Genomic DNA, 12,257 nt, shown 5'->3' on the forward strand with positions numbered 1-12,257 from the left:
ATTTAGTAAAATTTGAGCCAAAATTTTTGGATTTTAAAATATATTTTTTTATATATAAAGATAAGTATCCCTAAAATATGCGTATTTTATCAATATACTTTATTATATTTTAAGATTATCCCTGATAATATTTGTCATTGAAATGAATTTAGCAATTTCTCGTCTTTGCATTACTTAAATTCATTTTTCTCCCGATCAAAAATGTGCTAGGAAGTGGTTAGCCTAGCACTTTTCTTTTGCAAATTTAACAAATACCGGCTTTACTATCCTAGCGTAGTCTTTTGCGTTTAGGACGAGCGATCTATCAAGAAGTCCTGCATTAAAGGCGATCTCCTCGTTTCGCTCTAGCAAACTCTCATCCACAACAAGGTGCAAATTTTTATGAAAGCTAAATGGCGGAACCGAGCCAAAAACGCAGTCAGCAAGCGCTGTAACCTCCTCTGGACTAGCAAGGCTTGCTCTTTTGCCATCAAATTTTTGCGTAAGCGCGTCAAGATCAGCCTGCTCGTCAGCTGGCAAGACCGCTAGCAAGTAAATTTTACCAGCCTTCATCGCTGGCTTTTCATCATCTAGTAAGTAGCCATCTAGCACATTTTCACCTTTAAAAATTTGCCTAAATTTCTCCTCATCTACGCCTTTTATAGAGCATACCAGCGCCTTTGCACCCTGGCTCATCTTAGTGCCTCTTATCTTAGCGACCTCCTCTGAAGTCCTAGCACTCTCATGCTCTATCACTCTAAATTTAGCCCCATTTTTGCTAAGAAGATCGTGGATTTTATTAAAAATTTGCTCTGTCATAAATATCCCTAAATTTAGGGGATTTAATGTAAATTTGACTAACGAGATATGAATTTATGAGATTTTATTTTTAAGATTTATCAAGATTTTTCTATTAAGGTGTAATCTTTTATGTAATTTTATTTTCAGATCGCAGAGCGGGATCAAATTTGACAAAATGCGATTGCTCTCAAATTTTGCTTTTTACGAAAAATCGCAAAATTTAAGCTAATTTCAATATTATTTTGGGTAAATTTCCATTTTTCGGTCCCGTAGCTCAGTTGGTAGAGCACTACCTTGACATGGTAGTGGTCGATGGTTCGAGTCCATTCGGGGCCACCATTTCGCTTCTTTTGATTCAAATTTTCAAATTTGTTTTATCTTTCGTACCGTAAACCCGAACGCTAAATTTTTGTCAAATTTGCCTACTAAAGCTAAAAATATATTATGTTTTATTTTGAAGTAAAATTTAATGATTAAAGCGCAAAGGCAACCACTCCTTTGCGCAATTCGGGAGAAAAATGAATCAAAACAGTGCAAAGACGAGATAAATGCATGATTCATTCGATAAAATATTAGCGATAGTTTTCTTAAAATATAATAAACTATATTGATAATATTACCGATTTAACAATATTTAAATTTTAATCAATATATTCTACTATATTCAAAACTCAAATTTGACCGCCGTTTAAACCCAAATCAAATAAAACATTAAGTAAAGCTTAAAAACATTTTAGCTAAAATCAAGCCCAATTCTTTCAGCGTAAGAAAGATGCTTCGATAAAAAGGACGCAAAATGAGCGATATCATCGCATACAAACTGGATGGAAACATAGTCGATACTCAGAGTATCAACGGGCGAGAAAACGCCGCAGAACCGATTTATTTTGACAACTCCCCCGACGCGCTAAACGTCATCAGACACTCCTGTGCGCACCTCATGGCGCAGGCTATCAAAGAGCTTTATCCGCAGGCTAAATTTTTCGTCGGACCAAACGTCGAGGACGGATTTTATTATGATTTTAAGGTCGATGAGGCCAATAGCAAGCTTAGCGACGAAGACCTAGCGGCGATAGAGGCCAAGATGAAAGAGCTAGCCGAAGCTAAGCTTGATATCGTCAAAGCAAGTTCCACAAAAGCCTTTATGAGCGATAAATTTAAAGACGACGAACTAAAACAAGAGGTGCTAAAACGTATCCCCGAAGGCGAAGTCAGCAGCTACAAGCAAGGAAATTTCGAGGATTTGTGCCGTGGACCGCACTTGCCAAATACCAAATTTTTAAGATTTTTTAAACTAACCCGCGTAGCCGGTGCGTATCTTGGCGGCGATGAAACGCGCGAGATGATAAACCGCATCTACGGTACGGCATTTGCCGACAAAGAGAGTCTAAAAGAGCACATCCGCATCATCGAAGAGGCCAAAAAACGCGACCACAGGAAGCTTGGCGTCGAGATGAAGTTATTTACATTTGATGATGAAGTGGGCGGCGGCCTGCCGATATGGTTGCCAAACGGCGGACGTTTGCGCTCCAAACTAGAGCAAATTTTATATAAAGCTCACCGCGACCGAGGCTACGAGCCAGTGCGCGGACCAGAGCTACTAAAAGCCGACGTATGGAAAAAGAGCGGTCACTACGCAAACTACAAAGAAAATATGTACTTTACGACGATCGACGAGTCAGAATACGGCATAAAGCCGATGAACTGCGTCGGTCATATCAAGGTCTATCAGTCAGACATCCGCTCATACCGCGATTTGCCGCTTAAATTTTTCGAATACGGCGTGGTTCACCGCCATGAAAAAAGCGGCGTTTTGCATGGACTTTTCAGGGTGCGCGAATTTGCCCAGGACGACTCGCACATCTTTTGTATGCCGAGCCAAATCAAAGAAAATATCTTAGAAATCTTAAAATTCGCCGGCAAAATAATGGAAAATTTCGGCTTCCACTACGAGATGGAAATTTCGACCAAGCCTGCAAAAGCTATCGGCGGGGACGAAATTTGGGAAACAGCGACGAAAGCTCTAAAAGAAGCGCTTGACGAAAACGGCTTTAAATACGGTATCGACGAGGGCGGCGGCGCATTCTACGGTCCAAAAATCGACATAAAAATCACCGACGCGCTAAAACGAAAATGGCAGTGCGGCACGATCCAGGTAGATTTCAACCTACCTGAGCGCTTTGATCTAGGCTACATCGACGCAAATAACGAACGCCAACAGCCCGTCATGCTTCACCGCGCGCTACTGGGAAGCTTTGAGCGATTTATCGGCATCTTGATCGAGCACACGGGCGGCGAGCTGCCGTTTTTCGTCGCTCCGACGCAAGTAGTCATCGTGCCGATCAGCGACGCGCATCTAGACTACGCTAAAACCGTCGCCAAAGAGCTTCGCAAAATCGGCGTAGATAGCGAAATCGCGAGCAAAAACGAGAGTCTAAACAAACGCATCCGCACCGCAGAAAAACAGCGTGTACCGATGATCGCGGTACTGGGCGACAACGAAGTGGCAAATAGCGCCATCGCTCTGCGCGACCGCACGACCAGAGAGCAAAAAGATATGAAGCTGGATGAATTCGTCGAGCTACTAAAATCAAAACTCGCCGAGGTAACTTTTTGAAATACGGACCAAAATCCGCTAAATTTGAGCTAGGCGCGGCTTTATGCTAAACCTGGCTTTTACCAAAATCTGCAAAAATTGTCACAGCGCAATAAATTTCTACGAAAAACACAATAAAAACACAATATTTTTGGATATAATCAACAAATTTCAACTTAAAGGAAAAAACTAATTGGCTAAAGAAAACGAAGTGTTGCTCAACGAAGATATCAGAGCGAGCGAAGTGAGATGCGTGGGAGACGACGGCACCGCATACGGCGTCATCTCAAGAGTAGAGGCCTTGAAAATCGCCGAGAAAATGGGGCTTGATCTGGTGCTAATCGCGCCTGACGCTAAACCTCCCGTTTGTAAGATAATGGACTACGGCAAATTCCGCTACCAGCAGGAAAAAAAGCAAAAAGAGGCCAAGAAAAAGCAAAAAACGATCGAAGTAAAAGAGATCAAACTCTCCGTCAAAATCGCTCAAAATGACATAAATTATAAAGTCAAGCATGCGCTTGAGTTTCTAGAAGAGGGCAAACACGTCAAATTTCGCGTATTTTTAAAAGGCCGCGAGATGAGCAACCCTGAAGCGGGCGTCGCAATGCTACAAAAGGTCTGGGAGATGGTAAAAGACGTCTCCGACCGCGATAAAGAGCCGTTGCTAGAAGGCCGCTACGTCAATATGCTAGTAACGCCAAAAAGATGAGAAAAATTTGTCTCGTTTGCGCTCTTGCACTAGCTCTGGCTGGCGCGGAGTGCAGTCCGTATCTAAGACTAGCCGTTATCGGCGCAAAATCTACTTTAAATCAAGCTGATTACGATGGCGTAAAAATTGCCGATATAAGCTGTGAAAACGACATACTCACTTACAAATATATTTTTGAAGAATCGCAAGATATAAACTGGAAAGCTATTTCCGGAGAAAACAAAAAAGAATTTTTATCTACCATGAAAGAGCTTTTGGTGGAAGAATTTTGCCTCGACGAAGATACCCTTGCGCTATTGCAAAGGGCAAAAAGTATCATAATGAACTACCACCTACCAAACGGGTTGCCTTTTGGCCGAATAAAGCTAACTGCAAAAGATTGCGAGAAATAAGCGGTATAAAAATTACACAAACCGACAAGATCATAAAAACAGACAAAACGCAAAGCAAAATTTGACGACAAATATCTGCTTTTGGATCTCGGTTTTTAAATTTTAAGGCATTTTATAATCATGCAAAAAGCAAACTCGCGCAAGTCAAATCGCTACACAAACGATCAGATCAAAGAAATTTTAAAAATACGTATCGAGCTAGCAAAAGAACTGATCTCCTGCGAAATAGCGGAGCGAGAAACGCTAAAAATCATCCCGACCTACCCCATTCACAATCTAAACTATGACGCCAAGCGAATGCAAAAAACTCTTGTTGGCATAGGCGAATACGGCTTTGGTTACCCTGCTAACTGGGCGCAAGCACTGCTTGAAATAACGAGCGGCGAAGAGCGAGCGCAAATTTTTAAAGCCCTCAACGAACAGCAGCAGCTATATCTTGAAAAATACGGCAAAAACAATAAAAAGCTAGAAAAAGTACTTCAGGCTGACGATCAAAATTTGACCGAATAAAATACAAAACAAGCCCGGCAAATTTATAAAATATCGACCGAACCCAAATTTGTAGTCTCACGACACATACCTACGCGATAACACCAAAGAAGTAAAATTTGATAAATTTGAGCCAGAGTTGGCCAAATAATAAATTGGATATGTGAACCGCTTGAGAAGTCACATTTGACCTTACAAGCGGCCGCATACATAAAAACAACAACTTCAGACGCTGCGATTATTTGCCTACTTTTCTGCAGCAGTCTTTTCTTAGTCCATTGCTCTTTTCGCAACATCTTTCATAAGCTTGCTTTGATAAAGCAGCGTCCTTTTTCACGCGCTGATCAGTCTCGCCGCCTCTGCCGTACTCATATATCTCGCCCAAATCCTTGCACGATGCGGTATCGTTCTCGCTATAGCAACCTTTTGTAAAAATCTGTACCACCGTAGCCCACTGCCCTTTAGACACGGCCTGCGCTCCATCGCCATGGCTCTTGCCGGCCTGAGCCGAAGACAACGCCAAACACGCCAAAAAGATCGCTAAAACCAACTTTTTCATGACGACTCCTTTGTGTGGATTTGTAAGGCGACTATACTACAAAAACGCTTTAATGTTTAGAAAATATTTATGCTATATCGTGATTAAATTTACGTAAAATTTTATCATTGCATTCAAATTTGAGCTGCGACCCACAAAGCCGTCCAAATTTCAAGCTTACCAAATTTTGCGGTTTAAATTTAACTCTTTTACTATCTGAATAAAGCTTGCTATCTCGCTCTCGTAAAGCGCTATAGTTTCATTACTCATTAGTGTTTTATTTATATTTGGTTCAAAACTATCCAGACCTGTCTCCATCGCAATAAGTATTTGATTGTCTTTAAAAACGGCATTTACGGGCGCACCTAATCTAAAACAAAGCTCAGTAAATTTCTCCATCAAAGCAGGACTAAGCGCATATCTAGCGCCTATTTGATCGGTTGCATAGACGTCAAATATCTCTTCAAATCTCACGTCGTCCATATTTGCTTTTTCACCGTATATTTTTAAATTTTTTGAATTTACATGCGAAATTTGAGTTATGGAGCTTAGCTTTTTATTAAAATCGGCCTTAAAAAGCACGCCTTTAAATTGCACAACGGTTTCGGTATTATTTTTATTCTTTATCTTTTTAGCCGCGTAAAAGTCGCTAAATTTGACGCTAACACCATCTATATCGCCCTCAATGAGATCCTCGCTGCTCCACTCATCGACTCTGCAATCATAAATCGTAAAAAAGTCATCAAGCCCCAGCCCGCGGTCTTTATCGTAGCTAAGACCGTGTTTTTTTACGATATTTTCTATGATTTGCTGTTTAAAATTTGCTCTAAATCTTCGTCTTTTCGAAGCAGTCAAGAGACTCATGGTTGCCGCATAAGACACCGCGCCGCACGCCGCGCCAAATATGCCGTCGTCTGATAATCGACTCATCGCAACCCAAGCGCAAATACAAACTCCAAGAGCGATTAGGCGCGTTTCTTTAACGGCAGTCACTAAATTTAAGCGCTCGTTTTCTAGCTCGCTTAACTGGGCAGCAAGCTCGTCTGAAACCAAATTTTGAGCATTTGTGTTTGAAATTTGCGATGGTCGCTCAAATAGTTTTAAAACAAAGCTACGAACCGAAGGAATAAAAAAAACGGCGGCTATAACGCCGACAAAAATGTACCCGCCGTTTAGGGCTGCGCTTAATATCGCAAAAAAGACGGGTACGGCGATCAAGGTCGCCACCGCGATAGCGACTATTTTGAGCGCGCCGGTGAGTTTTTTCTTGGCGTAAGGCTCGTCCGTATCCGCCATCTTTTCTCCTAAATTTGCCTAAACTCGCGAGCTAGTTCTAGGCTCGCCTCGATCTCTGCGCGCTTTGCCATCACGCTTTCGACGTTTGCGCTCAAATTTAGCCCGTTTTCGTCTCCGAATTTCTTTAGCTCGCGCCAAATTTCCTTGATGATTTCGCAACTTTGCGCTAAATAGTCCTCGCTGGCGTTTAACCGCTCTTCGACCGGGCTAGGCACGCTAACGCCTAGCCATTTGATAAACTCCAGCGTTTTTGGATTGCCGGCCGTTGAAAACGTGAGAAATATCGGCTCGGTTATCTTTGCGGCCGCGCAGTCTTCTAAAAATTTACGCGTCATCTGTGCGTCAAAAATCGCCTGCGAGATAAAAAACTTCGCCCCAGCCGCGATCTTTTCGCGCATTCTTTGCGGTTCGTCGCCCTTTTTAGCGTGACGTTCGGCGATACACACGCCGCCAACGGCCAAATTTTCAAATTTGCCCGCGATCTCGTACGCGCGAGCCAAATTTAGCCGCACTTTTTGCGAGCTAGACGTCGCTCCGACTAGCACGTTTAAATTTGAGCTTTGTTTGGCTAGCGCCGCGCGAAATCCATTCTCGTCGTAGCCGCTAGCCACGCGGTAAAAAACGCTCGGAGTCGCAACGCTTAGGTAGTCTCGGTAGTAGGTTTCAGGACTTAGCGTGCCGCTGAACTCAAACGTCCTCTCACTTTCGCTTCTCTCGCTTTCGTCTTGCACCTCGTAAAGCACGAGCCCGTCGGCGTTTATGCTCTCTATCCTGCCCGTCCAGCGATCCGAGATGTCGCGCAGCTTGGCCTCATCAAATTCGGCCTTGGGCGGCGTTAGTCCGTAGAGCACGAGCCCTTTTTCTTTGTTTAAAATTTTTTCTTTTAGCATGAAATTTCCAAATTTAAAATGTAGAAAATCGCGCCGTTTGCGGTCAAATTTATACCGTGGCGGCGCGTGCGCAGGATAAATTATTCGCCCTCGACCGACAAATTTGATCCGCGTCAAATTTGAGCGGGTTTTAAAAATCATCGCCCAAAATTTAGCGGACAAAAGCCGCTTCGGCCGTAAATTTAAACGGCAAAAGCGGCAAATTTAGCCGAGTCGCAAGCGGTCGAAATTATGAATTTCTTACGATTTTGACGGCTTCGACCATATTTTTTAGGCTCGGCTCGACCTCTTCCCATTTGCGAGTTTTTAGGCCGCAGTCCGGGTTGATCCAGAGCTGTTCTTTCGGTAGAACCTCGAGTAGCGCGCGGATCTGGCGCACGATCTCGTCGGTACTCGGTACGCGCGGGCTGTGGATGTCGTATACGCCTGGGCCGACTTCTTGCTTGTAGCCTACTGATTTAAAGATCTTTAGCAGTTCGTTGCCGCTGCGAGCGGTCTCGATGCTGATGACGTCGGCGTCCATCGCCTCGATCGTCTTGATGATGTCGTTAAACTCGGAATAGCACATATGAGTGTGGATCTGAGTTTTTGGCTCGGCCGAGCTAACCGAGAGCTTAAAGCAATCAACCGCAAATTTCTCATACGCAGGGATGTTTTCGGCGCGTAGCGGATAGCCTTCTTTAAACGCCGCTTCGTCCACTTGGATGATGCGTATGCCGGCATTTTGTAGGTCTGCGATCTCGTCAAATATGCAAAGTGCAAGCTGCTTAGCCACTTCGCTGCGAGGCAAGTCGTCGCGCACGAAGCTCCAGTTTAGCATGGTCACAGGCCCAGTTAGCATACCTTTCATTATGCGGCTGGTGCGGCTTTGGGCGTATTTCATCCACTCGACAGTCATCGCTTTTGGGCGGCTCACGTCGCCGAAAAGTAGAGGCGGTTTCACGCAGCGACTGCCGTAGCTTTGTACCCAGCCGTTCTCGCTAAATGCATATCCTTCGATCTGCTCGCCGAAATACTCAACCATGTCGTTACGCTCAGGCTCGCCATGGACTAGCACGTCTAGGCCGATATCTTCTTGAAATTTGACGCAGTCGTCGATGTATTTTTTGATGCCAGCTTCATACGCGTTCGCGTCGATCTCGCCTTTTTTGAAGTTTTGGCGAAGCACTCTTAGCTCGACGGTTTGGGGGAAGCTGCCTATCGTCGTAGTCGGCAGGATACCGTAGTTTAGGCTTTCGCGTTGGATTTTGATGCGATCTTCAAATTTATCTTCGCGCTCAAATTTGACTAGATTTTTCACGCGGTTTTGTACGCTTGAGGAGTGGATTAAATTTGACGTTGCGCGCGTTTTAACCGCAGCTTTGTTCTCTTCGTAAATTTTACTCTCCGCCGCATTTAGCGCTACGCCGTTGGCTAGCTTGGTTATGATTTTGATCTCGTCTAGTTTTTCTACGGCAAAGCTCAGCCAGCTTTTGACCTCGGAGTTTAGTTTTTCTTCGTATTTTAGGGTATAAGGCACGTGGAGCAGCGAGCAGCTAGGTCCGACGTAGAAATCTTTGCCGCCGATTTTCTCGCCAATCTCGCGGACTAAATTTACCTTTTCGTCAATGTTGCTTTTCCAGATATTTCGTCCGTCGATTACACCTGCAAATAGCGTTAAGTGGCTGTTTTTGATAGTGTCAAGCGCCTCGAAATTTCTTTTTCCGTGAACGAAATCTAGTCCGATGCCGTAAATTTTAGTTTTCGCTACCTCGGTGACCGCTTTTAGAGCATGCTCGAAATACGTCATAAAAACTATTTTGACGTTGTTTGCGGCTGCTGCTAGCTCGTTATACACCTTACCGATGACGCTAAGCAGGATATCTTCGTTTTTATCGGTCGCAAAAATCGGCTCGTCAAACTGCACCAAAATCTCATCGTCAAGCGTCGAAAGTAGCTCAAGTAGCTTTTTGTACTCTGCGACTAGAGCGTTTAGGTTTTTAAACGGGCAGCTGCCGTCGGTGGTCTTTGAAAGCGCCAAAAATGTGATAGGTCCGATCAAATTTACCTTGCCTTTTACGCCCGCAGCCTTTGCCTCTTCGTATTCGGCGAGGATTTTTGACGCATCAAGCTTAAACGACGTCTCGGCGCTAAGCTCAGGCACGATGTAGTGGTAGTTTGTGTTAAACCACTTCGTCATCTCCATCGCTACGCCGGTTTTGTTACCGCGCGCGCAGGCAAAATACTGCTCTCGTCCGCTCAAATTTGCAAATCTAGGCGGTACGGCGCCAAACGCGACGATGCTATCAAGCATCAAATCGTAAAACGAAAAATCATTTACGCTGATAGCCGAGATTTCGGCGTCTTTTTGGTATTGCCAGTGCCTGTTTTTTAGCGTTTTAGCGACGCTTAGCAAGTTCTCCTCGCTAAAGCCCTCTTTGCCGGCCCAAAGACCCTCAAGCGCGCGCTTTAGCTCTCTTTTTTCTCCGATTCGCGGGAAACCCGTAACATAACTTTTTATCATTTTGATTCCTTTAAATTTTGATTTTTTATTTTTAAATTTTATACGCTATAAGCTTGCTATTTTGAAAAGAGCGGGCTTAGAAACGGCGGGTGGCAACCCGATTTTCGCAAACTAAAATAAAATTTATAAAAAACCCTGCTAAATAAATTTCGCCCAAATTTCAGACGCTGCCTCGCTTTGTTTTTAAAAATGCAGTTGAAATGCGCCCTGCGCGGCGATAGAAATAAATTTATATTAATGTTTAAAAACGTGAAATTATTTAAAAATTTGGCTGTTTTTTTAAAGTCGTTTGCGGTTTTTTTGCTAAGATTAAAGAGTCTCAGGCATGGGGCAAGGCATTAAGCTCATCCTTTTGGGGTCAAATTTGAGCCGTATTATAAAGATTTTTAAAAAATAAATCAAGAAGTTTTTATCAAATTCGGGCTAATTTGAGGCAGGCCGCAGCCCGCCCCTTAAATTTGCCTAGTCTTTTTTGCCTTTATTTAGCGATTTTAGCTTAGCGTCGGTGTCATCGGCTAGCATCGTAAAGATTTCGTTAGTCAAATTTTGCGTTAGAGCCTTGGCTTCCTTCATCATATTCGTCGAAAATTCGTTTAGCAGCTTGTTTGCTTTGGCTTTGTCTTTTTTGTAGAGTTTTACGTATTCGTCTTCAAATTTAGCCTGTTTGACCGCGAGCGCGTCCTCAAACTCCTTGTAGGCCTTTTTCACGACAGGCGAATACTTCTCATAGTCCATCATCACGAGGGTTTGCAGCTTTCTATATGTCCAATAAATGGACTCGTCGTCGGCCTTATACGAGCCCTTGTCGTAGCCGTCGATAAATTTGTCGAGGCCATAGTAATACGGCAAATAAACGCCAAGCTCCGACATACCAAGCGCCACGTACGTCACTCTGCCGATCTCTTGCGGTAGCCACGGGCGCACCTGCATGACGTGCGACTCGTAGGTTCTAAAAACGCTCACGGCGCGGTAGATGTTTTTTTGATTTTCGTCTTTGCTCGCGTAGTTATCGTATGCAGTGCCGTCGTAGTGGGATCTGAGCGCGGTTTTTAGATCCTGCACGCTTAGCTTTTTAGCCGGTTTTAAAAATACCGGATAGTTGCCACCGTCAAGGGTCTGCTTATCTTTTAACTCGGGATTAAACATCTGCTGCACCCAGCAAACGCGCGGATAGTTGTAGGTCATATCTCTCTCATCGTCCCTGGTGTAGGCCTTGGTAAACTGAAATTCTCCGTCTTTTGCCGGATCGTAGGCACCGTTATCTTGGGCAAATTTGATCAAATTTTTCGACCCCATAAAATTCGGATCGTTTTCTTTGTAGTTTTGTAGTCTGCCTTGGTTTGCGGAAACAAAATACTCGTCTTTGGGTAGTTTAACCGCCATCCAGTGATGACCGGTGCCGGTTTCAAAGTACCAAAGCTCGTTTTTATCGACGAACACTACGCCAAAACCCTCTCCCGCACCCGTAGTTTCTACGATCTCACCGAGCAGCTTCACGCCCTGCGCCGCGCTTTTCATACGAGGTAGCAAGACGTCCGGGATATCGTCCTCTGTGATGCCGGTGGCTTCGTTATACGGATCGATTTTTAGCAGTTCGTCTTTGGCGTAGATGGTCTCGGTGCCGCTGATGCCCACGCCCGCGTCATTGTAGCCGACCGCGCCGTGAAGCTTGGTGTGGGAGTTTGCTATCGTCGTGTATCTCATGCCCTCTTTTGGCAACGGATAGGTAAAATCATTTGCGCCGTCATGCGCCTTTGAGCTGTGGACGCCTTTTTGGTTGGATTTTTTCGGATGTATCAAAAATACCTGCGCCTTTATCGCCTTGCTATCGGCACTCCTAGCTACCAGCATCGAGCCGTCGTCAGAGGCTCCTTCTCCAACCAAAATTGTCGTGCAAGCTAGCGCGTTTGCGCAAAACATCGCGCTTATTACCGCCGCCGAGGCGAGAAACTTCATCTTCATCGTTACTCCTTGATTTGAGATAATAAATCTAAGTGAAATTATAGGACTAAAAATATTAATTAAATATAAAATGAAGAGGAAAATTTCTATATCGGAAAAATT

The 12,257-nt window shown here is 44.1% G+C and carries 10 protein-coding genes and 1 tRNA gene; 5 read left to right on the forward strand and 6 right to left on the reverse strand.

Going from position 1 to position 12,257, the window contains the following annotated elements:
• Positions 1-222 precede the first annotated feature (222 nt).
• Positions 223-798 carry a YbaK/EbsC family protein gene (locus Q0200_RS05955; protein WP_297938997.1) on the reverse strand — a complete coding sequence of 192 codons (576 nt, stop codon included), beginning with the start codon at positions 796-798 and terminating at the stop codon, positions 223-225.
• 245 nt (positions 799-1,043) lie between these two features.
• Between Q0200_RS05955 and Q0200_RS05960 the strand changes: the two genes are divergently transcribed.
• The 5 genes from Q0200_RS05960 (at position 1,044) to Q0200_RS05980 (ending at position 4,987) form a co-directional block, all read left to right on the forward strand.
• A tRNA-Val gene (locus Q0200_RS05960) sits at positions 1,044-1,119 on the forward strand.
• Positions 1,120-1,576: 457 nt separating this feature from the next.
• Positions 1,577-3,397 (forward strand): threonine--tRNA ligase, encoded by a 1,821-nt coding sequence (gene thrS, locus Q0200_RS05965; protein WP_297938998.1) that lies wholly within the window; start codon positions 1,577-1,579, stop codon positions 3,395-3,397.
• A gap of 172 nt (positions 3,398-3,569) precedes the next feature.
• The gene (gene infC, locus Q0200_RS05970) at positions 3,570-4,085 is read left to right on the forward strand and encodes a translation initiation factor IF-3 (protein WP_297938999.1); all 516 of its coding nucleotides are present in this window, start codon (positions 3,570-3,572) and stop codon (positions 4,083-4,085) included.
• The gene (locus tag Q0200_RS05975) at positions 4,082-4,477 is read left to right on the forward strand and encodes a polyphosphate kinase (RefSeq protein WP_297939000.1); all 396 of its coding nucleotides are present in this window, start codon (positions 4,082-4,084) and stop codon (positions 4,475-4,477) included. Before infC ends, Q0200_RS05975 begins: the two co-directional genes overlap by 4 nt.
• A gap of 120 nt (positions 4,478-4,597) precedes the next feature.
• Positions 4,598-4,987, forward strand: a complete 390-nt coding sequence (locus Q0200_RS05980) for a hypothetical protein (RefSeq protein ID WP_297939001.1) — start codon at positions 4,598-4,600, stop codon at positions 4,985-4,987.
• A gap of 217 nt (positions 4,988-5,204) precedes the next feature.
• On the opposite strand, the gene Q0200_RS05985 is transcribed toward Q0200_RS05980, so the two are convergent.
• The 5 genes from Q0200_RS05985 to Q0200_RS06005 form a co-directional block, all read right to left on the reverse strand.
• The gene (locus Q0200_RS05985) at positions 5,205-5,525 is read right to left on the reverse strand and encodes a hypothetical protein (protein ID WP_297939002.1); all 321 of its coding nucleotides are present in this window, start codon (positions 5,523-5,525) and stop codon (positions 5,205-5,207) included.
• A gap of 156 nt (positions 5,526-5,681) precedes the next feature.
• Positions 5,682-6,800 carry a DUF3137 domain-containing protein gene (locus Q0200_RS05990; RefSeq protein ID WP_297939003.1) on the reverse strand — a complete coding sequence of 373 codons (1,119 nt, stop codon included), beginning with the start codon at positions 6,798-6,800 and terminating at the stop codon, positions 5,682-5,684.
• 8 nt (positions 6,801-6,808) lie between these two features.
• Entirely contained in the window at positions 6,809-7,690 is an 882-nt protein-coding gene (locus tag Q0200_RS05995; RefSeq protein WP_297939004.1) for a methylenetetrahydrofolate reductase, read from the reverse strand.
• Between the two features lie 229 nt (positions 7,691-7,919).
• Positions 7,920-10,193, reverse strand: coding sequence for a 5-methyltetrahydropteroyltriglutamate--homocysteine S-methyltransferase (gene metE / locus Q0200_RS06000; RefSeq protein ID WP_297939005.1), 2,274 nt, complete (start codon positions 10,191-10,193; stop codon positions 7,920-7,922).
• Between the two features lie 462 nt (positions 10,194-10,655).
• Positions 10,656-12,155 (reverse strand): C69 family dipeptidase, encoded by a 1,500-nt coding sequence (locus tag Q0200_RS06005; RefSeq protein ID WP_297939007.1) that lies wholly within the window; start codon positions 12,153-12,155, stop codon positions 10,656-10,658.
• Between the last annotated feature and the right edge of the window lie 102 nt (positions 12,156-12,257).

It is taken from the genome of uncultured Campylobacter sp., from assembly GCF_938045225.1.
Taxonomy (GTDB): domain Bacteria; phylum Campylobacterota; class Campylobacteria; order Campylobacterales; family Campylobacteraceae; genus Campylobacter_A.

Coding starts and splice junctions, on each gene's coding strand:
- Q0200_RS05955 (WP_297938997.1), bottom strand. CDS start 798: ATGACAGAGCAAATTTTTAATAAAATCCACGATCTTCTTAGCAAAAAT.
- thrS (WP_297938998.1), top strand. CDS start 1,577: ATGAGCGATATCATCGCATACAAACTGGATGGAAACATAGTCGATACT.
- Q0200_RS05975 (WP_297939000.1), top strand. CDS start 4,082: ATGAGAAAAATTTGTCTCGTTTGCGCTCTTGCACTAGCTCTGGCTGGC.
- Q0200_RS05980 (WP_297939001.1), top strand. CDS start 4,598: ATGCAAAAAGCAAACTCGCGCAAGTCAAATCGCTACACAAACGATCAG.
- Q0200_RS05985 (WP_297939002.1), bottom strand. CDS start 5,525: ATGAAAAAGTTGGTTTTAGCGATCTTTTTGGCGTGTTTGGCGTTGTCT.
- Q0200_RS05990 (WP_297939003.1), bottom strand. CDS start 6,800: ATGGCGGATACGGACGAGCCTTACGCCAAGAAAAAACTCACCGGCGCG.
- Q0200_RS05995 (WP_297939004.1), bottom strand. CDS start 7,690: ATGCTAAAAGAAAAAATTTTAAACAAAGAAAAAGGGCTCGTGCTCTAC.
- metE (WP_297939005.1), bottom strand. CDS start 10,193: ATGATAAAAAGTTATGTTACGGGTTTCCCGCGAATCGGAGAAAAAAGA.
- Q0200_RS06005 (WP_297939007.1), bottom strand. CDS start 12,155: ATGAAGATGAAGTTTCTCGCCTCGGCGGCGGTAATAAGCGCGATGTTT.